This is a genomic window from Pandoraea capi, from assembly GCF_902459735.1.
Taxonomy (GTDB): domain Bacteria; phylum Pseudomonadota; class Gammaproteobacteria; order Burkholderiales; family Burkholderiaceae; genus Pandoraea; species Pandoraea capi.
In genome coordinates, this window is the sequence record NZ_CABPRV010000014.1 from 95,506 (window position 1) to 115,554 (window position 20,049).

General features: G+C 62.3%; 16 protein-coding genes, 1 tRNA gene and 1 pseudogene. 13 read left to right on the forward strand and 5 right to left on the reverse strand.

The window, feature by feature from the left end:
- Positions 1-133: 133 nt before the first annotated feature.
- The 6 genes from PCA20602_RS23195 (at position 134) to PCA20602_RS23220 (ending at position 5,868) form a co-directional block, all read left to right on the forward strand.
- Positions 134-652, forward strand: a complete 519-nt coding sequence (locus PCA20602_RS23195) for a lipocalin-like domain-containing protein (RefSeq protein ID WP_150723207.1) — start codon at positions 134-136, stop codon at positions 650-652.
- A 350-nt stretch (positions 653-1,002) separates the two neighbouring features.
- A complete protein-coding gene (locus PCA20602_RS23200; protein WP_246182305.1) occupies positions 1,003-2,103 on the forward strand; it encodes a mechanosensitive ion channel family protein in 1,101 nt (366 codons plus the stop codon).
- A gap of 132 nt (positions 2,104-2,235) precedes the next feature.
- Positions 2,236-2,868 carry a hypothetical protein gene (locus PCA20602_RS23205; protein ID WP_150723208.1) on the forward strand — a complete coding sequence of 211 codons (633 nt, stop codon included), beginning with the start codon at positions 2,236-2,238 and terminating at the stop codon, positions 2,866-2,868.
- A 488-nt stretch (positions 2,869-3,356) separates the two neighbouring features.
- Positions 3,357-4,541: a porin gene (locus PCA20602_RS23210; RefSeq protein WP_150723209.1), complete on the forward strand. Its 1,185-nt coding sequence runs from the start codon at positions 3,357-3,359 to the stop codon at positions 4,539-4,541.
- A 488-nt stretch (positions 4,542-5,029) separates the two neighbouring features.
- Complete coding sequence (rpsU, locus tag PCA20602_RS23215) at positions 5,030-5,242, forward strand: 30S ribosomal protein S21 (RefSeq protein ID WP_010806331.1); 213 nt, start codon at positions 5,030-5,032, stop codon at positions 5,240-5,242.
- A 152-nt stretch (positions 5,243-5,394) separates the two neighbouring features.
- Complete coding sequence (locus PCA20602_RS23220) at positions 5,395-5,868, forward strand: WbuC family cupin fold metalloprotein (protein WP_150723210.1); 474 nt, start codon at positions 5,395-5,397, stop codon at positions 5,866-5,868.
- 149 nt (positions 5,869-6,017) lie between these two features.
- On the opposite strand, the gene PCA20602_RS23225 is transcribed toward PCA20602_RS23220, so the two are convergent.
- From PCA20602_RS23225 to PCA20602_RS23240, 4 genes are all read right to left on the reverse strand, one after another.
- Positions 6,018-7,022, reverse strand: a complete 1,005-nt coding sequence (locus PCA20602_RS23225; protein WP_150723211.1) for a hypothetical protein — start codon at positions 7,020-7,022, stop codon at positions 6,018-6,020.
- 368 nt (positions 7,023-7,390) lie between these two features.
- The gene (locus PCA20602_RS25765; RefSeq protein ID WP_174981505.1) at positions 7,391-8,260 is read right to left on the reverse strand and encodes a CsgG/HfaB family protein; all 870 of its coding nucleotides are present in this window, start codon (positions 8,258-8,260) and stop codon (positions 7,391-7,393) included.
- 501 nt (positions 8,261-8,761) lie between these two features.
- Positions 8,762-8,836: transfer RNA gene (locus tag PCA20602_RS23235), tRNA-Arg, on the reverse strand.
- 337 nt (positions 8,837-9,173) lie between these two features.
- On the reverse strand, positions 9,174-10,397 hold the full coding sequence (locus PCA20602_RS23240) for a CaiB/BaiF CoA transferase family protein (RefSeq protein ID WP_150723212.1): 1,224 nt from the start codon (positions 10,395-10,397) through the stop codon (positions 9,174-9,176).
- Between the two features lie 244 nt (positions 10,398-10,641).
- Here PCA20602_RS23240 and alaS point away from each other — a divergent pair, with 244 nt between their 5' ends.
- The 5 genes from alaS (at position 10,642) to PCA20602_RS23265 (ending at position 17,456) form a co-directional block, all read left to right on the forward strand.
- On the forward strand, positions 10,642-13,266 hold the full coding sequence (alaS, locus tag PCA20602_RS23245; RefSeq protein WP_150723213.1) for an alanine--tRNA ligase: 2,625 nt from the start codon (positions 10,642-10,644) through the stop codon (positions 13,264-13,266).
- A 456-nt stretch (positions 13,267-13,722) separates the two neighbouring features.
- Positions 13,723-14,970, forward strand: coding sequence for a YbfB/YjiJ family MFS transporter (locus PCA20602_RS23250; protein WP_150723214.1), 1,248 nt, complete (start codon positions 13,723-13,725; stop codon positions 14,968-14,970).
- Positions 14,971-15,120: 150 nt separating this feature from the next.
- On the forward strand, positions 15,121-15,891 hold the full coding sequence (locus PCA20602_RS23255) for a class II aldolase/adducin family protein (RefSeq protein ID WP_150723215.1): 771 nt from the start codon (positions 15,121-15,123) through the stop codon (positions 15,889-15,891).
- Positions 15,892-16,036: 145 nt separating this feature from the next.
- The gene (locus PCA20602_RS23260) at positions 16,037-16,225 is read left to right on the forward strand and encodes a 4-oxalocrotonate tautomerase (protein WP_069344166.1); all 189 of its coding nucleotides are present in this window, start codon (positions 16,037-16,039) and stop codon (positions 16,223-16,225) included.
- A 109-nt stretch (positions 16,226-16,334) separates the two neighbouring features.
- The gene (locus PCA20602_RS23265; protein ID WP_150723216.1) at positions 16,335-17,456 is read left to right on the forward strand and encodes a threonine aldolase family protein; all 1,122 of its coding nucleotides are present in this window, start codon (positions 16,335-16,337) and stop codon (positions 17,454-17,456) included.
- Positions 17,457-17,517: 61 nt separating this feature from the next.
- Here the strand turns inward: PCA20602_RS23265 and PCA20602_RS23270 are convergent.
- Positions 17,518-18,822: pseudogene (locus PCA20602_RS23270) on the reverse strand (chloride channel protein); the annotation flags it as partial.
- Positions 18,823-19,067: 245 nt separating this feature from the next.
- Here PCA20602_RS23270 and PCA20602_RS23275 point away from each other — a divergent pair.
- Positions 19,068-19,598, forward strand: coding sequence for an NUDIX domain-containing protein (locus tag PCA20602_RS23275; RefSeq protein ID WP_150723217.1), 531 nt, complete (start codon positions 19,068-19,070; stop codon positions 19,596-19,598).
- Between the two features lie 120 nt (positions 19,599-19,718).
- Positions 19,719-19,946, forward strand: coding sequence for a sulfurtransferase TusA family protein (locus tag PCA20602_RS23280; protein ID WP_069344249.1), 228 nt, complete (start codon positions 19,719-19,721; stop codon positions 19,944-19,946).
- The last annotated feature ends 103 nt before the right edge of the window (positions 19,947-20,049 follow it).

Here is a 20,049-nt window from a genome sequence, read left to right on the forward strand (position 1 = left end):
TTCGTCTGGCTATCATGGGTGCGGGTCATGGATTCGGTGGCGCTCGTCACGTACCTCCGCCTCTACCGATCAGGCCATTCTTTGCGTGCCATTTCGACCTGTCATGGAACGCGTTCATGGAGAAATTTTCGGTATGAGTAGCCAGACGATTTTCAAGCGCAGCATGTTCGTCGCCGTGATATCGGCGTGCACGTTGATGGCGGCCGCGCCGCGCGCAGACGCCGCTGCCATCGATCCTTCGTTCGTGGGAACGTGGACGCTGGTCGCGGCCGACGTTCAGCATCCTGACGGTTCGCGCGGTCGGGATTACGGCGCCGCGCCCAAGGGATTTCTGCTGATCGATGCGCAGGGCCATTACTCGTTGCAGATTTTCAAGGCGGAGCGCCCTCGGTTCGCCTCTGGAGACAAAGCCACGGGAACGCCCGAGGAATACAAGGCGGCCGTGATGGGATCGAGTACGCACATCGGCACCATCAGCGTCGATCAGGCGAAGGGCACGCTGACGTTTCACATTCAGAACGCTTCTTTTCCGAATTGGGAGGGCGAGCAACAGAAGCGCAACTTCGAGCTCAAGGGCAATGAGTTGAGCTATCGCGTGGTGCCGCGTCCCAATGGCGATGTGCCGATCTCGATCTGGCAACGGCTGAACTGATCGCGTCGACGGTCTTGCACGGGCACTCACATGCTTTTCATCGATTGAAAATCTTTTGAGCGGTCTGTGCCACTCCAGGCGCACGTCGGCTAGCGTTTTGCCCCCCCGGCGTGCGCGTTCCCACGCGTTGGTTATTTCCCGGAACCAACGTGTCTGCCTCGTATCAGAACGACCTGAGCCCCGGTCGTCCGGTCGCCCGATCTTCCGCCCGGCACGTACCTTGCTCTGTCGATCGCTTCGACCTTTTCATCGACGCTCGTCCACGTACGCCCGCGCCGCTTACCTGCGCGCACGAGGGCACGCGCGCGCCATATGCACGCCATACGCACACCTATGCAAGGAGGACACGCTTGCAAATCGGTACGCTCACATCGCTTAAGGCATTCGAAGGCATTTCACCGGCCGACTGGTTGTTCGCGGCTGTCACCATGTTGTTGAGCTACGGCATTCTGACTGGCGTGTTGCGGTTCGCGCTGGGACGATTCGGCGCGCTGTCGAGGCGCCTGCAATCGCCGGCCGCCAGCGTGTTCGCCGAGGTACTCGGGGCGACGCGCCATTTCGTGATCTTCGTCGCAGCGTTGCTCATCGGCCTGAAGATGCTCGACCTCGGCGACAAGTGGGACACTGCCATCGTGCATGGCTGGACCGTACTCTTATGCCTGCAACTCGCGTTGTGGGTGAATCGTGCGGTCGGCGCGTGGTCGACACGTCGCTTGCAGCATCGCGCCACCGTGCCGGATAACCCGGTGATCGTCACGATGACGGCGTGGACGGTGCGTGTGCTTGCCTGGGCCGTACTGCTGCTTGCGATGCTGGCGAACTTCGGTGTGAACATCACGGCATTCGTTGCCAGCCTCGGCATCGGCGGCGTGGCCGTAGCGCTCGCTGTGCAGAACGTTCTCAGCGACTTGTTCGCGTCGCTGGCGATCGGACTGGACAAGCCTTTTGAAGTGGGCGATTTCATCGTCTTCGGCGACGTGGCGGGGACGATCGAGCGCATCGGTCTCAAGACCACGCGCATTCGTAGCCTGAGCGGCGAGGAAATCGTCTGCGGCAATACCGAATTGCTCAAGAACACGCTGCACAACTACAAGCGCATGTCCGAGCGACGTATCGTGTTCACGTTCAGCGTGAGTTATCACACGGTGCCCGACAAGCTCGCGATGGTGCCTGCGCTGGTGAAGGAGGTCGTGCAGGCGTCGGGCAAAACGCGCTTCGATCGCGCGCACTTCAAGCAGTTCGGCGCGAGTTCGCTCGACTTCGAGGTCGTCTACTTCGTGCTCAGTCCGGATTACAACCTCTATATGGATTTGCAGCAGGACATCAACCTCGCACTCATGCGCGCGTTTCTGGCGCAGGACATCCGGTTTGCGATTCCGGCCAGTGTTCAGTATTTCGCGCAGGCGCCTGAGCCGCCCAAACCACCTGACGTGGCGTCGGCAACACACTGAGTCTGCTGGACGTCGCACACGTGCTGGCACGTTCATTGCGGCGTGGTAGGATCGATCGCATCCACGAGGATTCCGATCGTGGCTTCGACCTAATCCGGGCCTGCCAGGGGGCAGGTACATCAGGAGGCCAGTATGTCTGCCGAGCAGAAGACGTCGCATCGCGGGTTCACCATCATTACCGTTCTGGAACGCCTTTCGAAGGGGCGTGCGCGGCTCTCCGCCAAGGTGATCGCCAGCGACGACGACCACAAGCGACGTCTCGGTGGAAAGAAGCTGCTGCAAGCCAAGCGCTGGTTCGATCATTATGCGGACGATCTCGCCGCGCCGGTGATCGCGGGTCTGAAGCACACCATCGATCTCGAACTGGCTGCTGCGAAGGCCGCGCCGAAGACCGCCGCGAAGCCGACGGCGGGGGCTGTCGGTGTGAAGAACGAGAAGCCTGCGAAGGGCGCGAAAGCGGTGAAAGGTGTGAAGGCGGAGAAGTCGGAGGGCAAGGCCGTCAAGACCGTCAAGTCGGTTGATGCAGCCAAAGCGCCGAAGGCGGAAAAAGCGGCAAAGCCTGCCAAGGTCGTGAAGGTGGCCAAGGCTGGGAAGGGCGAGAAGGACAACCAGGTCGCCATGCCGACAAAGGCAGTGAAGGCACCGAAACCTGTCGTGCCGGCGAAAGCCGTCAACGGCGCCGCGCCGGTCAAGTCACCGGCGCGCGCACGCAAGCCCGTGACACGTGTCGCCGCGACCTCACGTCAGCGCGCAACGTCGGCGTGAGTGTCTCGCCGCTCAAGAATTGACCGTCACGTAATACCGATCGAAGATCACGGTTCCGACATTTGCGATACCTGAAACGGCGCACGCCATCCGGCGATGCGCCGTTTTTCATTGCGTCGTTGATATTTGCCATGGAGACAGGCGCGCGGTCATCGATGCGAAGTCGCACCGCATATTGCGAGCCGGTGATGGACATTATCAAGGGCACCGAATCATCGATGCCGCGCGTCGCATATGCCGGATATTTCATGTGTTGCAAATGCACCACTGACGTGCGACGTGTGACGCTAACGTGTCAGAATGCACCCGCTTGCAAGTGACCGGCGGTGCTATTCCTGAATAGGGAAAGCACCGCTCGTCATTTGGTGAGTACTCCATTGCATATGCGGTTGCAGCATCGTCGTCACACGGAACGAGGCGGCCGGTATCGGCAGGAGACGCCTGCGTGGCAGGCCACAAATATAAGACCACTATCAAAGAGGATAAAGATGAAGCGCTTCCAATTCACGGCGCTGGCGGCAGCCAGCTTCGCCGTTGCTGCGCCGGCAATGGCGCAAAGCTCGACGACCAACGTGACGCTGTACGGCGTGATCGATGCCGGCGTTGCCTACGTCAATAACGTCGCCAGCGGTCTGAACGCCAAGGGTGCACACAACTTCCAGGCCGTGAGCGGCATTGGTCAGGGCAACCGTTGGGGCCTGAAGGGCTCGGAAGACCTGGGTGGCGGTCTGAAGGCTGTCTTCGTGTTGGAAAACGGCTTTAACCTGATGAACGGCACGATGCTGCAAAACAGCCGCATGTTCGGTCGTCAGGCATACGTGGGTCTGCAAAGCGCACAAGCCGGTACCGTCACGATCGGTCGTCAGTACGACTCCGTGGTGGACTTCGTGAGCCCGCTCACGTCCGCCAAGCAGTGGGCGACGCAATACGGCGCGCACATCGGCGACATCGACAACCTGTACAACTCGTTCCGCGTGAACAACTCGGTCAAGTACACGAGCGCGAACTACAGCGGCTTCTCGTTCGGCGCCTTGTACGGCTTCAGCAACGAGCCGAACACCGGCAACGGCACGGGCTTCTCGCACAACAACGCCTTCAGCCTCGGCGCTTCGTACGCGAATGGTCCGCTGACCGCAGCCCTCGGCTACATGCACCTGTCGAGCCCGGGTACGGCTAACGGTTCCGGTGCCGTGTCGAACGACTACTCCAGCGCTACGGACATCTTCTACACGAGCGCCGTGGACAAGCACGACATCGCTGCGGCAGGTGTCTCGTACCAGATCCAGGCGGCCACGATCGGTTTCGTGTACAGCTATGCCAAGGTGAAGTACGTCAACCAGTCGTCGATCCGCGTGAACACGTTCGAATTGAACGGCAAGTACCAGATCGCTCCGAATCTGGTGGGCGGCCTGGCGTTCATCTACAGCGATGGCAGCGTGGGCGGTGCAACGGCACTGTCGGGCATCTCGAAGGGCACGAAGCCGCGCTGGTTCCAGATCAACGCCGGCACGACCTACGCATTCAGCAAGCGCACCGAAACGTACCTGAACGGCGTGTACCAGCGTGCTACGGGTGACGCAGTCGTTGCCGCGATCGACAACGTTGGTGGCCCGACGGGCACCGGCGCGCAATCGCAGATCGCCGTGATCGCTGGCGTGCGTCACAAGTTCTAAGCGGCTTTTCAGGCGGAATCTCGCGATTTCGGCTTGATTGGCGGGGAGGGCGCCTGACGTCCTCTTTGCCCGGAACGGGCTCTGTCATGTGCTGGCAGGGCCCGTTTCCCATGAAGGGGTAGCAAATCGTGTGCATTTGACGTCCTTTCTGTGTATAATCACGACCTTGTCCAAAATATGGGCATTGCGGGAAGCGGGGCTCACTGACGAACGATGAGCGCGCCGCTTCGCCATCAATCAACCGTTCAGCCAGTCTGGAAGGCGCGATACCGGGTTCGCAGATAGCGAGCTGGGGGTCGAAAGCCAATCGGGAGATCGCAGAGGAGGTGAGTCGCGGTCCCGCCGGATGTGGTGTAGTGCAGTCCGTAGCAAGTCCGTTCGTCGCGCCTGGCCTGGGGGATGTCTCCGGCAGGGCGGGGAATGGTGTCTTTGCGCGGTAAATCAAATTTACGGCTCTTATGGGGCCGGATTACTATTCGAGATATTGCATGACCAAGATCGTTATCAAAGACGGTGAACCCGTTGAAGTCGCACTGCGTCGTTTCCGTCGCGCCATCGACGGCACGGGCCTGATCAAGGAAGTCAAGGCACGCGCTGCTTACGAAAAGCCGACGGCTGAACGCAAGCGCAAGAAGGCGGCTGCCGTGGCCCGTCTGCGTAAGCGTCTGCGCAGCCAGACCCTGAAGAAGAAGATGTACTAAGCACCGGTTGCGCCGTATTGGCGCAATGCAGTGCGAAGTCGAAAAACCCGCCAGCTGGCGGGTTTTTTTATGGGCAGACGGCGCGGGGCGATTTGCTACACTCGTGGCCTGCCGTCTGTCTGACGCATCCCCCCTCACATCACAATAACCCCATGAAAACGTTGACCTTTGCCGCGCTCGACGCGTTGACCGGGCAAGCTGCGCAATCGCCCCGTGCCCGTATGAACCAGAACCTGCACGAATCGCTGGACGATTCGATTCAGCGTCTGGCGATTGCCATGGAACCTGAGACCTATATTCGCCCGCATCTGCATCACCACACGTGGGAGTTGCTCACGGCGTTGCGCGGACGATTCGTCGTATTGACGTTCGATGCGGCGGGTGTCGTTGTGGGGCGCCTGGTGTTGGGAGAAGACACGAGCGTGGTCGAAACGCCGCTTGGCACTCACCACACCGTGCTGTCGCTCGATCCGGGCGCGGTGATCTTCGAGGTCAAGCACGGCCCGTATCGTCCGTTCGTCGAGGCGGATTACGCGAGCTGGTCGGCACCGGCGGATACGCCCGAGGCCTCGGCGTTCATGACCTGGGTCAAAACGGCGCAAGTGGGCGATCGCTGGGCGGCGTGAGTCTGCCAACGCCGCGCCGCGCTGTCTGTGTTGGCGCGGCGATCGCGGACGTGTCCGGTGCGGCTGCAAGCCCTGCTAGGACCCGCTTCCGCTGAGAGGCACGCGTGCGCCCTTTCAACGCCGGCGCTGTGCAGATGTTGACGGGGCGATCAGCGTGTCCAGCCTTCAAACTCCGTTGCCATGGCGAGCAGTGCTGTGGCGGCGGCGTCTACCGCCCCGGGCCAGTCGTCGGCGGCGGGTGGCAATTGGTAGTGGCGGAGGTCGTCAGGTGAGAAGCGATCGTCGTTGCCGAAGTGGGTGCCGTGCCGATCATCATGATGCGACGCAGCCGACCGGGCAGCACCCAGACGCCAGACGGGGACGCCTAGGCCTTCGGCCAGATGGGCGTGCACCGCATTCAGCGAGATCACCAGATCGAGATTGTCGATGAGCGACGCCGCGTCGGCGAGGTCGTCGCAATCGGCGCGCCAGTCGATCCAGTCGACGGATTCAGACGGAATTGCAACAAACGCTTCATCTTCGGGCTGCCCCAGCGGTATCCACGATACGCCGGGCACGCGCAGCAATGGGGCTAGCGACATCAGTCGCGAGGCGTTTCCCATCGAATCCATCCATGTGTTGTCCGCGAAGGCTTCCAGTCCGGCAAAACCCACACAGAAACCATGCTGCGCCGCTGCGGCGAGCCGGTCACGCCAATGGCGGGCTGCGGTACTTGCCACGCGCAGAAACGGGCGTCCCGCGTGGGCATGGGCGGCTTGTGGCCCGAGCGTTCTGGCGAGCGTGGCAAGCGGGCAGCGAAGATCCCAGTCCGACACGTCGCGCGGCATGCGCGAGAGTACGACAACCCGATCCCCCATCGACCATTCGACGAGCCGGCGCGCATCGGGCGGCCCCACGAAGCCGATCTTGCCGAACCGGGCGGCGGCGGTTTCCAGATGGCGCAGTTGGCTGACCATCTCGGTATCGTGCCCGGTGCCGATGACGAGCAGATGTTGATGCAGCGTGTCGCCGCCACCGGTCCAATTCGGTAGGGGGCAATCAGGGTGAGGGCTGAGTGCGGCGCCGATCTGGGCCCAGGCATGGGCGATGTCCTTGGCGGCAGGGGCGTCGCTGGCATCGATTGTCGGGACTGCGCGCTGCGAAGGCTTCGTCATACGAATCCTGGCATCGAGAAGGGAACAGAAAATGTCGGGGATCGCGGCACCGGACGACAGGCGCGCGGCAACGTTACGGCCGGAGAATGCTGGGGGAAGGCACGAAGTGAATGATAGGGGCGTCGCGGGGTGCGGCTGTGCCGGGGTCTTTGCCCACGGGGTCGATTCGTTTGCCGGACGGCAAAATATTTGATATTTGAAGCAGATCGGGCGAGGGGATCAGGCCGGCCGTCGGGTGGTCATCCCGGGAGGTCTGGCGAGGCGATGCTGTCTGACGGGGGGGGGGGGCGATCTGCCGAGATCGGATTCGCCCCTCAAACATCGGCAAAAAAGCCGGGTTTGAGGGGGAAAGTGCGGGTAACGTCGATTTACTTCTTCTTCTTGCGGACGACCTTCTTGGCGGGGGCCGGAGCGTCGTCGTCCTGAACGGTCAACTGGCCGCCCGTGCCGAGGCCGCCGGCGACGGTTTGCTGCTTGTAGTTCTTCACGGCGCGCACGACGTTGTTGTACGAGTCGGTGAACGCCGCCACGATGACCTTGCCTTCGGCGGTGTTCGAGTAACCGCCGAGCGAGCCGCCGGCCGAGCTGCCGACGATGCGACCGAGCGCGCCGAAGTCCATGGCCGAGGCGCTGCCTTCTGCGGCGGCGATCTGCACGCTGGAGCGGTTGTCGATGACGGTCAGCAGGGTGCTGGCTTCCTTCGAGTTCATGCTGCCGGCGAGTGCGCCGATGGCCGAACCGATGCCGCCCGGCAGGAGGCCGGCGAGGCTGGCGCCGGCACCGCCGGCGTTGTTATTCGTGAACGTGATCGACGGGCTGATCGCGTAGTCGGCGGCGACCATCTTGCCCTTGCCGAAGTTCGACTTGCCGCGCAGTTCGCCGGATTCCTGGAGCGAGCGTTCGCCCATGATGGTGTTCATGCCGCGACCGCGATCGACCACGACGAAGCAGTTCGATTGCTGGACGAGGAGCTTGAGCACCGGCACGGTCGAGCCGAGCTTGTACTGGCCGGTCAGCACACCGTACCACGGGGCGGACGTGTCTTCGATGACGGCGATCGTACCCAGCGGGCGATCGCACTTCTCGAGCGTGGAGTTGGCGTTTTCGGAGTTTGCGCCGCCGGCCGAACCGGTGGCTGCCGTCTTGGCGCTGCTGCTCCCCTGGTTCATGGTCGAGCAACCCGCCATGATGCCGGCCGCAAGCAGCAGACCGGATATTTTTACGAGATGGTGTGCCATTTTCCTAGTTCTTTAGAATGTTGTTCTGGAAAGGGCGGCGCTGCCGCACCCGCATGAAGCCTGGGTTTCGGCCAAGTCGGTGACGCCGCCGAATGCCAGGAGTCCAAAAAAGCAGGAGTGAAAGTCATTTAGGGTAGGACTCCTATGCTGAAATGCTCCGTAAGAACATTCCGCGCCGCATGCTAGCACGGGCGTAAATTGCGTAGACCCTATCAAATTTAGTGGGGATTACGAATGGATTAGGTGGGTGCTTTCATTGGGATTAGGTGTGGATTAGGTAGAAACCATTAATCGATTTTCTAATCGCTCGCGAATGGACTTTGAAGCAGGGCACTGGAACGTGGTTGCCGGTTGGACGTATGGCGGCGCTGAGATGAGGCGACAGGCGAGCGTCGTGTCGAACGGAAACGAACAGCAAACAAAAAGCCCCGGCAGCGATCGCTGTGCGGGGCGTTTTCGTTTGGGGATGCAGTGAGGTGACGTCTCTGCGATACCGTCTTTTGGTCCCCCCGGCAGGAATCGAACCTGCATCTAGCGCTTAGGAGGCACTTGTTCTATCCATTGAACTACAGGGAGAGACTGGATGCTATCCAGTGGCGCGACACCCTCTGCAATCAGAGGTGCCGCTTTGTTTATGAGGCTTTCCGGGCGATTGTGATACCCCTAACGTATCACTTCGGAACACCTTATAACCTGCTATTTCACATCGCCATTGCTACTGTTTTGCTACGGCAAGTCGGGCGACAGTGGCATCGATTGCGCAGGTAGGAACGCGTTGGCGCACCCAAGTTCGACGCGAGGGCAAGAGTATAGCAAAAACGGTTCGGGCGAAGGCCCGTACCTACGCGCATCCACCCGAATGCGGCGCGCGCTTCAGTGCTTCTGCCATCCATCATTGAGTGAGCGTTGCGTGTCAGACGATGCCGCTCTCGCGCAGCCCGGCGATCTGCGTGTCGTCCAGCCCCAGGCGCTCGCGCAGAATGTCGTCGCTGTGCTGACCGAGCGTCGGCGGCGCGCGGTGGGCCACCGGCGGCGTCTCGCTCATCTTCATGGGACTGGCCACCAGACGCGCGACACCCCCGGACGGATGCGGCAACTCGATCGCCATCTCGCGCGCGAGCACTTGCGGGTGTGCGAAGACTTCCGGCAGCGTGTTGATCGGCCCGCACGGCACGCTTGCGACTTCCAGCCTGTCGATCCATTCGTCCTTGCCGAACTTGCGCACCATTTGCGCAAGGATCGGCACGAGCACCTCGCGATGGCGCACGCGCGACGGGTTGGTAGCGAAGCGTTCGTCGTCGGCCAGCGCTGGCTCGCCGCCCGCTTCCACAAATTTGCGGAACTGCCCGTCGTTGCCCACGGCGACGATGATCCAGCCGTCATCGCCCGTCTGAAACGTCTGATACGGAACGATGTTCGGATGCGCATTGCTCCAGCGCACCGGCGCCTTCTCGCTGGCGAGATAGTTGGTGTTCATGTTCGCGAGCATCGCGACCTGCGTATCGAGCAGCGCCATGTCGATGTACTGGCCCACGCCCGTGCGGTCGCGATGGGTGAGGGCGGCCATGATGGCGATGGTGGCATACATGCCGGTCATGAGGTCGGCGATAGCGACCCCGGCCTTCTGCGGGCCGCCACCGGGCAGCCCGTCGCGCTCGCCGGTAATGCTCATGAAGCCGCCAATGCCCTGCACGATGAAGTCGTAACCGGCGCGCGACGCGTGCGGGCCGGTCTGGCCGAAGCCAGTGACGGAGCAGTAGACGAGATCGGGTTTGACGGCCTTGAGCGAGGCGTAATCGAGACCGTACTTCGCCAGTTGACCGACCTTGTAGTTCTCGACGACGACGTCGCTTTGCGCCGCGAGCGAACGCACGATGGCCTGACCTTCGGGGCGGGAAATGTCCAGCGTAAGGGAGCGCTTGTTGCGGTTGGCCGCGAGGTAGTACGCGGCCTCTGTCGTGTCGCGGCCTTCGGCGTCGCGTTGGTAGGGCGGGCCCCAGCGACGGGTATCGTCGCCGGCGCCGGGGCGCTCGACCTTGATGACGTCTGCGCCCAGATCGGCCAGATTCTGCGTCGCCCACGGTCCGGCCAGCACCCTTGAGAGGTCCAGTACCCGGATATGACTCAGCGCACCCATCGTTCGCTCTCTCCTTGATTCTTGTCGTTTGACGGACGGTTCGCGCCAAAATTCGGAACATCGTTTTGCATTGCGGAACTTGTGGGCGAGAGTCTACGTCCGTCGGTTTGCGCATGACCAGCACCGTTTCGCACTGCGGTTGGCGGCACAACGCCGTGGAAAGATCGATTTCCCGTATAATCAAAAGTTTGCAAAATACCCCGCCAGGCTTAGCTCGCCCGGTCCCCACGCTCCCACGCACCCTATGAAAGTCGCAGACATTCGGGAAAAATTCCTAAACTTCTTCGAGTCGAAGGGGCACACCATCGTGCGCTCGTCGAGCCTCGTGCCGTCCAATGACCCCACGCTGCTGTTCACGAACTCCGGCATGGTGCAGTTCAAGGACGTCTTCCTTGGACTGGAATCGCGCCCGTACACGCGCGCGACCACGGCACAGCGCAGCGTGCGCGCCGGCGGCAAGCACAACGACCTCGAGAACGTCGGCTACACGGCCCGTCACCACACGTTCTTCGAAATGCTGGGCAATTTCTCGTTCGGCGACTACTTCAAGCGCGAAGCCATTCAGTACGCGTGGGAACTGCTGACGACCGTCTACAAGCTGCCGAAGGACAAGCTCTGGGTCACCGTCTATCAGGAAGACGACGAGGCCTACGACATCTGGGCGAAGGAAGTCGGCGTGCCGACCGAGCGCATCATCCGTATCGGCGACAACAAGGGGGCGCGCTACGCCTCGGACAACTTCTGGCAGATGGCCGACACCGGCCCCTGCGGCCCGTGCTCGGAAATCTTCTTCGACCACGGCGCTGACGTGTGGGGTGGACCGCCGGGATCGCCTGAAGAAGACGGCGACCGCTACATCGAAATCTGGAACCTCGTGTTCATGCAGTTCAACCGCGACGAGCAGGGCAATATGACGCCGCTGCCCAAGCCGTGCGTTGATACCGGCATGGGACTGGAGCGTATTGCGGCCGTGCTGCAACACGTTCACAGCAACTACGAGATCGACCTGTTCCAGCACCTGATCAAGGCCGCCGGCCGTGAGACGGGTGTGACCGATCTCGCCGCGAACTCGCTCAAGGTGATTGCCGATCACATCCGTGCGTGCTCGTTCCTGATCGTCGACGGCGTGATCCCGGGCAATGAAGGCCGCGGTTACGTGCTGCGCCGTATCATCCGCCGCGCGATCCGTCACGGTTACAAGCTCGGCTGCAAGAAGCCGTTCTTCTACAAGCTCGTACCGGATCTGGTGGCCGAGATGGGCGTGGCCTATCCGGAACTGGCGCAGGCGCAGCAGCGCGTGACGGACGTGCTCAAGCAGGAAGAAGAGCGCTTCGGCGAAACCATCGAGAACGGCATGGAAATTCTCGAAGGCGCACTGGCCGATCTGGCCAAGCGCGGCGTGACCACGCTCGACGGCGAACTCGCGTTCAAGCTGCACGATACGTATGGCTTCCCGCTCGATCTGACGGCAGATGTTTGCCGCGAGCGCAGCATCACGGTCGACGAAGCCGGCTTTGACGCCGCGATGGCGCGTCAGCGCGAGCAGGCCCGTGCAGCCGGTAAGTTCAAGATGGCGACCGCCCTCGAATACACTGGCGACAAGACGCGCTTCGAAGGCTACGACAAGCTGGCGCTCGAAGGCGCGAAGGTCACGGCGCTCTACGTCGATGGCACGAGCGTGGGCAAGCTGTCCGCCGGCCAGCAGGGCATCGTGGTGCTCGGCACCACGCCGTTCTACGCCGAGTCGGGCGGTCAGGTGGGCGATCAGGGGCTGATCGTTGCGGGCGGCGCACGTTTCTGTGTGTCGGACACGCAGAAGATTCAGGCTGACGTCTTCGGTCACTACGGCACGCTGGAATCGGGCGAACTGAAGGTGGGCGAGGCGGTGACGGCGCAGGTCGATGCCGTGCGTCGCGCACGTACCGTGCGTAACCACTCGGCCACTCACCTGATGCACAAGGCCTTGCGCGAAGTGCTCGGTGCTCACGTGCAGCAGAAGGGCTCGCTGGTCGACGCCGACAAGACGCGTTTCGACTTCGCACACAACGCCGCGATGAGCGCCGACGAGATTCGTCGCGTGGAAGATATCGTGAACGCCGAAGTGCTGGCCAACGCGCCGACCCAAGCTGCGCTGATGTCGTTCGACGATGCCGTGAAGGGCGGTGCCATGGCCCTGTTCGGTGAGAAGTACGGCGATGAAGTCCGCGTGCTCGACATCGGTTCGTCGCGCGAACTGTGCGGCGGTACGCACGTCACGCGCACGGGCGACATCGGTCTGTTCAAGATCGTGATGGAAGGTGGCGTGGCCGCCGGTATCCGTCGCGTGGAAGCGATCACCGGCGACAACTCGGTGCGCTTCGTCCAGAAGCTCGACGATCAGGTCAACGAAGCTGCCGCGGCACTCAAGACGCAACCGGCCGAACTGAGCCCGCGTATCGCGCAGGTGCAGGAGCAGGTGAAGTCGCTGGAGAAGGAACTGGCGGCGCTCAAGTCGAAGCTGGCATCGAGCCAGGGCGACGAACTGGTCGAGAAAGCCGTCGACGTGAGCGGTCTGAAGGTGCTGGCCGCGCAACTCGAAGGCGCCGACGCCAAGACGCTCCGCGAGACGATGGACAAGCTCAAGGACAAGCTCAAGAGCGCGGCGATCGTGCTGGCGGCGGTCGAAGGCGGCAAGGTCACGCTGATCGCGGGTGTGACGGCCGATGCGACGTCCAAGGTCAAGGCAGGCGAACTGGTTAACTTCGTTGCCCAGCAAGTCGGCGGCAAGGGCGGTGGTCGTCCGGACATGGCGCAGGCGGGCGGTACCGACCCGTCGCAACTGCCGCAGGCGCTCGCCGGCGTGCAGGGCTGGGTGGCCGGCAAGCTGTGATCGTTCGTTGGTGATTCGATCGTGCCTCGATCGTGATTCGATGAGGCGGCCGTGAAACGTTAGGTCGCCCCACCGGACCGATCGGGCAGGAACAAGCAAAACGCGCACTTCGGTGCGCGTTTTGCGTTTTGTGCCCGCAAGTCGTGTCTCGCTTCCGGTCTGCAGCGAGATGTTGACGCGCTACGATGGCCGCGTCGGCGTCAGGTGGCCTGACAGGCGGGCAGTACAGTTTCGTTTCCGGAAATGATGTGCGCGTGCCGGACATCAATGTTGCGTGCAGCGCGTGGCAATGCCCTGCGGTGCGCAGGGGAACCATCGCATCCGGCAATGGTTTGCATGTAAAGTATTCAATACGTTGCGCGCGTACGAAGAAATGCAGAAAACATCCAACGAAGCATTCGCGCGGCAGACGTTCGCTCTCGTTTGTTCTCATTCGCCTGCGGGCCAGCCATCGCCATGTCAGCCACACTCGCCAGTTCCGATCCGGTTTCCTCGACGTTGCCCCAACCCACACCAGAGCGGGCGGCGTGGCGCATTGCCTTGTCGTGCATGCTTGCGTTGTCGGTGGCCATGGGCATTGGCCGCTTCGCCTTCACGCCGATGTTGCCGCTCATGCTGCACGAGCACCTCACCGACATTCAGCACGGTAGCTGGCTCGCGTCGCTTAACTATGCCGGGTATTTCGTCGGTGCCCTTTCGTGTATGTGGTTGCATTTCACGCCGACGCTCATCATCCGTTTCGCGCTGGCCGCGACCGTCGCGCTGACGCTGGCGATGGGACTGCTCGAATCGTTTGCCGTATGGGCGGTCGTGCGTACGCTGGCGGGCGTGATGAGCGCATGGGCAATGGTGTTCTCGGCGGGCTGGGGTTTTCGCAAGCTGGCGGAATTGCGCATGCCGAGTCTGGGCGGCGTGATGTTCGCGGGCCCGGGTGCCGGCATCGTGGTGACGGGCCTGCTCGCAAGCCTGAACGAAGCGCTTGGGTGGCCTGCGCGCGGCGGCTGGTTGCTCTGTGGTGCTCTCGCGCTGCTGTTGCTCGCGCTCATCTGGCGGACGTTCGTTGCCGATGCGCCGAACATGTCGGATGCGGCCAAGTCGGCCGACGCCGGAAAATCAGCGCCTGCGCCCGCCATCAACCACGGCAGTGGCGAGAGCGTGATTTCCGTCACGATCCTGTACAGCTTCGCCGGGTTCGGTTACATCATCACCGCGACCTTTCTGCCGGTGATCGCGCGTCAGGCGTTGCCGGGCTCGCCGTGGCCCGATCTGTTCTTTCCGCTGCTCGGGCTCATGGTGATTCCGGGTGCCATCATCGGAGCACGCGCGCCGCTCACATGGGATAACCGTCTGTTGCTGGCGGTGTGTTACGTCATGCAGGGGCTGGGTGTCGGTATCGGCATCGTGTTTCCGAATGTCGCGGGCTTCGCCGTTGGCAGCGTGCTCGTGGGACTGCCGTTCACGGCGATTACCGTGTATGCGGTTCGCGAGTGCCGTCGTTTGCGTGGGGACAATGCCAATGGCCTGATCGGACTCGTGACGGCATCCTACGGTATCGGGCAGATCGTCGGTCCGCTGGTCGCCGCGCCGCTCGTGGCCGCGACAGGCGGTTTCACAACGGCGCTGCTGTGCGCCAGCGGCGTGCTGGTGCTCGGCGCGGTCGGCTTCGTGTGGGACTGGCGTCGGTCGCTCGAACGTGCGCCCTGAATCGAGCCGGCGCGGGCGAGCTGCGTCGGGATCTGCGTCGAACCGGCAACGCGCGAGACGCGCAGGTGAGCGGGCCGGACCCATCGCCCTGACATCGCTCGCAAGCCGTGTTCGTGATATCGGCTCATGGACCTTTCCAGAGAATTGCGTATGTCTTTTACCCTGAAGGCCGGCCGAAAGGCCGCCACCGTGATGAGCGACGAGGAACGCCGGATGCGCGTCGATCTCGCCGCCTGCTATCGCCTCGTTGCACTGAACAGCTGGGACGACCTGATTTACACCCACATTTCGGCGATGGTGCCTGGCGAACCCGGACACTTTCTCATCAACCCGTTTGGGCTCGCTTTCGATGAGGTGAGTGCGTCGAATCTCGTGAAGATCACCATGAACGGCGAGATCGTGGGCGAGAGCGAGCACCCGGTCAACGTGACTGGGTTCGCGCTGCACGGGGCAGTGCACGCCGCCCGCCCGGATGCGGTGTGCGTCATGCATCTGCACAATACGGCGGGCATTGCCGTGTCGATCCAGCCGCATGGTCTGCTGCCGATCTCGCAACATGCGCTGCGTTTTCACGAGCGCATCGGCTATCACGATTACGAAGGGCTGGCGTTCTCGCCGTCCGAGGGCGAGCGGCTCACGACCTCGCTGGGTCCGCACCCGGCCATGTTGCTGCGCAATCATGGCACCCTGACGCTCGGTCGCACCGTGGCCGAAGCGTTCGTGCTGATGGCAACGCTCATCAAGGCGTGCGAGATCCAGTTACAGGCGCTCGCCGGCGGCGCTGCGCCGAACCTGCCCAGCCCTGCGGTACAGGACAAGACGGCGATTCAACTGGAAGACGGTGGTGCGATCGAGGGCGTGCTGGAGTGGCCCGCACTGCTGCGCAAACTCGATAGAATAGATGCCTCGTTTCGCGATTGACGCATCCGCTGCCGGGGCGGATATCCGAAACGTGCGGCACCGCTGCGACTCACATCGAAGGGAGGGCGCGCAGGGAGTGCAGGACGCGCAGAGCGCGGCGTGGCCGAAGCCCGATTCCAAGAACGATATAAGGAGATAGATCGCAATGCCAACGTTTCACGTCGAGATGTTCGAGGGGCGTACCGTCGAGCAAAAACGCGCATTCGTCAAAGCTGTCACGCAAGCGGCGGTCGAGACGATCGGTTGCACGCCGGAGTCCGTCGACATCATCATTACCGACGTCAAGCCGGAGAACTGGTCTACGGGCGGCACGCTCTGGTCGGATCCGCGCTGAGCGGGGCGGTCGTCTACCGTCCGCTGAATTCGGTTAGGCCGGCACGGGTTGCCGGAAAGTCTGAGGCGGGGGCTCGTGTGGAGTCCCCCGTCGTTTTGAAGAGGTCGTCATGTCGCAAGCCCCGTCCCCGTCCGTACCGAACATCAACGCCGCAGCCGTCACCGCACCCAATGACGGCGCGTCGCAAACGCCTCAGCACTTCGCCTCGGACAATTACGCCGGGATATGCCCGGAGGCCATGCGATATCTGGTCGAAGCGAACGCCAGCGGTCACGAGGTCTCTTACGGCGACGATACCTGGACGCAGCGCGTGTGCGACGGCATTCGTCAACTGTTCGACACGGACTGCGAGGTCTTCTTCGTTTTCAATGGCACGGCGGCAAATTCGCTCGCACTGGCGTCGTTGTCGCAGTCGTATCACTCCGTCATTTGCCACGAACTGGCGCACGTCGAAACAGACGAATGCGGTGGTCCGGAATTCTTCTCCAACGGCGCGAAGCTGCTGACCGCACGCGGGCGGGAGAACAATGGCAAGCTTACGCCGGACGCCGTCGAGTCCGTCATCAATCGCCGTTCGGACATCCACTTTCCGAAACCGAAGGTCGTCACGCTCACGCAGGCAACCGAAGTCGGTACGGTCTACAGCGTCGATGAGATCAAGGCGATTGCGGCGGTGGCGAAGCGTCGCAATCTGCGCGTGCACATGGACGGCGCGCGTTTTGCCAACGCGGTGGCGACCCTGGGCTGTCATCCTGGCGACGTTACCTGGCGCGCCGGGGTCGACGTGCTGTGCTTTGGCGGCACGAAGAACGGCCTGCCGGTAGGCGAGGCCGTCGTCTTCTTCAACCGGGCGCTGGCCGAGGATTTTGCTTACCGTGTGAAGCAGGCGGGCCAGTTGGCGTCGAAGATGCGCTTCATTTCCGCGCCGTGGCTCGGCATGCTGGAGAACGATACGTGGCTGCGCCATGCGCGCCACGCGAACGATATGGCACAGTTGCTCGCGAGCCGTATTCGCAATATCCCCGGCGTGTCGATCATGTTTGAGACGCAGGCTAACGGCGTGTTCGCCGAACTCCCGGCGCATGTGATCGAGGCGCTGCGGGCCAAGGGCTGGCGCTTTTACACGTTCATCGGCGCCGGCGGCTGCCGCTTCATGTGCGCATGGGATACGCGTGTCGACACGGTCGAGCGTCTGGCCGCGGATATTCGCGCATTGAGCACGAAGGGGTAAAGCGTCACTCTCACTTCCGGCTGCCGACATCGGATGGCACGCCGGCGGTGATGCCCGCTCAGGCCTGTCGCGGCGCCGGTACGGTCGGCGTCAGAAAGCGGTGCGCCAGCGTGTGGTAGAACGACGGGGCAATGGTCCGCGAGACTTGTGTCGACAGTAGCGCAACGGCCATGAGCGGAATCACCATCTGATGGCCATCGATCATCTCCATGACGATCACGAACGACGTAATCGGCGATTGCGTGACGGCGGCCAGATAGCCGACCATGCACAGCGCAGCCATGGCTGGTAGCGGCACCACCGACGTCATGTGCGCCATGACGTTGCCCAGGCCTGCACCGATCGCCAGCGACGGCGCGAAAATGCCGCCCGGAATCCCCGACAGGTACGACACACACAGCGCGGCGAATTTCAGCACGGCGTATAACGGCGAGAGCGCGGTGTGCGATTCCAGCAGACCACGGGCTTCGGCATAACCGCTGCCGAATGTCGTGCCGCCCGAGGCGACGCCGATTACCGCAATGGCAAGGCCGCAAACCAATGCGAAGCGCACCGGGTGCGCGCGGCGCATGTCGACCAGTGCCCTGGGCATCCAGCGAGGTACGTTGAGCATCAACCAGCCGAATACACCTCCAGCTACGCCGGTGAGCAGACTCGCCACGATGAGCACGGGGATCAGCGTCCACTGAAAGTCGCTGATCGCCTTGATCTGGCCGAAGTACAGATAGTTGCCTTGCAGGCCGAGCGCCACGACGCCGGAGAAGATGATTGCCGTGATGAGCGTGCCGCTGTTGCGTGCAACGAAACTGCGGCTCAGCTCCTCGATGGCAAAAACGACACCCGCGAGCGGTGTATTGAACGCCGCTGCCAGACCGGCGGCCGCCCCGGCGAGCGTCAGTTGGCGTTCGATGTGAACGCTGCTGCGTCGATAGCCGCGACGCATGGCGTACATGAGCGAGGCGCCGATCTGTACCGTCGGACCTTCGCGTCCGATGGTGAAGCCGCAAAGGATGCCGAGAAACGAGACCGCCATCTTGCCGAACATGATGCGCAGCGTCAGCAGCGACTTCGACAGTCGCGAGTCCTGAAGCGTGGCAATTACCTGCGGAATTCCGCTGCCCTCAGAGCCCCTGAAGAACGTTTGCGTGAGCCAGATTGCCAGCGCTGCGCCAAGCGGTGTGACGATCAGCGGTAGCCAGAAGCCATGCGCGAGCATGCGCTGGAAGAGCTCGAAGCCGAAATCCACCAGTTTGGCGTACGCCACGGAGACGAGTCCGACGAGGACCGCGCCGAGCCAGAATACGCCGTAGTTGTGCCAGAGCCGGCGGGAGCGTCGCACACCGCGTTGGGTCAGTCGGGTCGACAGCGAGGCCGCAGGCGCGGGGGCTGACGAAGACGGCGAAGATGGCGAAGACGGGGAATCCGGAGTAGCGTCGGAAGAGGAGGCGTTCGGCGGAATATCGGACACGGGCCGTGGACGAAAATTGAAAGACGTTCGCCGATTATACGCCACGACATTTGTGGGCTTGGTCCGAAGACGTCTCGGAATTCACCGAATGTGCAGCGCGTCATGAGTTCATTTAAGATATTCGAATTCGCTGAAGAACGATCATGAACGAACTCATCTTTTGTCCCCGCTGTGCCTCAGCCCTTGATTCACGTGACGTGGCCGGGCGTATTCGCCGCGCCTGCCCTGACAACGCATGCGGTTTCGTCCACTGGGATAATCCGCTGCCGGTGGTGGCGGGACTCGTCGAATATCGCGGACAAATCCTGCTGGCGCGCAACGCGGCATGGACCGAGGGTATGTTCGCACTCATTACCGGTTTTCTCGAGCGTGACGAAACGCCGGAAGACGGTATTCGCCGTGAGATCAAGGAAGAAACGAACCTGGAAGCCGATGTGATTTCGCTGCTCGGCGTCTACGAGTTCATGCGCAAGAACGAGCTGATCATCGCCTATCACGCTGTGTGCGACGGCGATATTCGCCTCTCGGAGGAACTCGCAGAATTTCGGCTGGTGGCGCCGCATCAGGTGCGTCCGTGGCGAGCCGGCACCGGGCACGCGGTGGCCGAATGGCTGCGTCGACGCAATTTGCCCATCGAATACGTCGATTCCGCGCGCCTGTCGATCGCAGAGTGATGCTCGATAGGTGGGATTCGCAACGCGCGTGCGGACTCGCACGACGACTACGGTAGAATCGCGGTTTGCACGGCGAACCCGGCAAATGATTCGAACGAGACCGAAGAGAGGGACATGAGCATGGAATTTCAGAAAGAAGTTGACGCGAGCGGCCTGAATTGTCCGCTGCCGATTCTGCGTGCGAAGAAGGCGCTGGCCGAAATGCAGAGCGGAGAAGTGCTGCATATCATCGCCACCGATCCGGGCTCCGGGCGCGACTTCAGTGCGTTTGCCAAGCAGACCGGCAACGAACTGCTCGAATCGCGCGAAGAGGGCAAGACGTTCCACTTCTGGATGCGCCGTCGCTGATCGCGCGGCTACATTTCGGCATCCGCGCCGAACGTCGCGGTCGATATCCGCGCATCGCGATTCGGCAGGCATAAAAAAACCGACGGATATACCGTCGGTTTTT

Bases quoted from the DNA above. Each gene is read 5' to 3' on its own strand.
- PCA20602_RS23195 (WP_150723207.1), top strand. From the start codon at position 134: ATGAGTAGCCAGACGATTTTCAAGCGCAGCATGTTCGTCGCCGTGATA.
- PCA20602_RS23205 (WP_150723208.1), top strand. From the start codon at position 2,236: ATGTCTGCCGAGCAGAAGACGTCGCATCGCGGGTTCACCATCATTACC.
- PCA20602_RS23210 (WP_150723209.1), top strand. From the start codon at position 3,357: ATGAAGCGCTTCCAATTCACGGCGCTGGCGGCAGCCAGCTTCGCCGTT.
- rpsU (WP_010806331.1), top strand. From the start codon at position 5,030: ATGACCAAGATCGTTATCAAAGACGGTGAACCCGTTGAAGTCGCACTG.
- PCA20602_RS23220 (WP_150723210.1), top strand. From the start codon at position 5,395: ATGAAAACGTTGACCTTTGCCGCGCTCGACGCGTTGACCGGGCAAGCT.
- PCA20602_RS23225 (WP_150723211.1), bottom strand. From the start codon at position 7,022: ATGACGAAGCCTTCGCAGCGCGCAGTCCCGACAATCGATGCCAGCGAC.
- PCA20602_RS25765 (WP_174981505.1), bottom strand. From the start codon at position 8,260: ATGGCACACCATCTCGTAAAAATATCCGGTCTGCTGCTTGCGGCCGGC.
- PCA20602_RS23240 (WP_150723212.1), bottom strand. From the start codon at position 10,397: ATGGGTGCGCTGAGTCATATCCGGGTACTGGACCTCTCAAGGGTGCTG.
- alaS (WP_150723213.1), top strand. From the start codon at position 10,642: ATGAAAGTCGCAGACATTCGGGAAAAATTCCTAAACTTCTTCGAGTCG.
- PCA20602_RS23250 (WP_150723214.1), top strand. From the start codon at position 13,723: ATGTCAGCCACACTCGCCAGTTCCGATCCGGTTTCCTCGACGTTGCCC.
- PCA20602_RS23255 (WP_150723215.1), top strand. From the start codon at position 15,121: ATGTCTTTTACCCTGAAGGCCGGCCGAAAGGCCGCCACCGTGATGAGC.
- PCA20602_RS23260 (WP_069344166.1), top strand. From the start codon at position 16,037: ATGCCAACGTTTCACGTCGAGATGTTCGAGGGGCGTACCGTCGAGCAA.
- PCA20602_RS23265 (WP_150723216.1), top strand. From the start codon at position 16,335: ATGTCGCAAGCCCCGTCCCCGTCCGTACCGAACATCAACGCCGCAGCC.
- PCA20602_RS23275 (WP_150723217.1), top strand. From the start codon at position 19,068: ATGAACGAACTCATCTTTTGTCCCCGCTGTGCCTCAGCCCTTGATTCA.
- PCA20602_RS23280 (WP_069344249.1), top strand. From the start codon at position 19,719: ATGGAATTTCAGAAAGAAGTTGACGCGAGCGGCCTGAATTGTCCGCTG.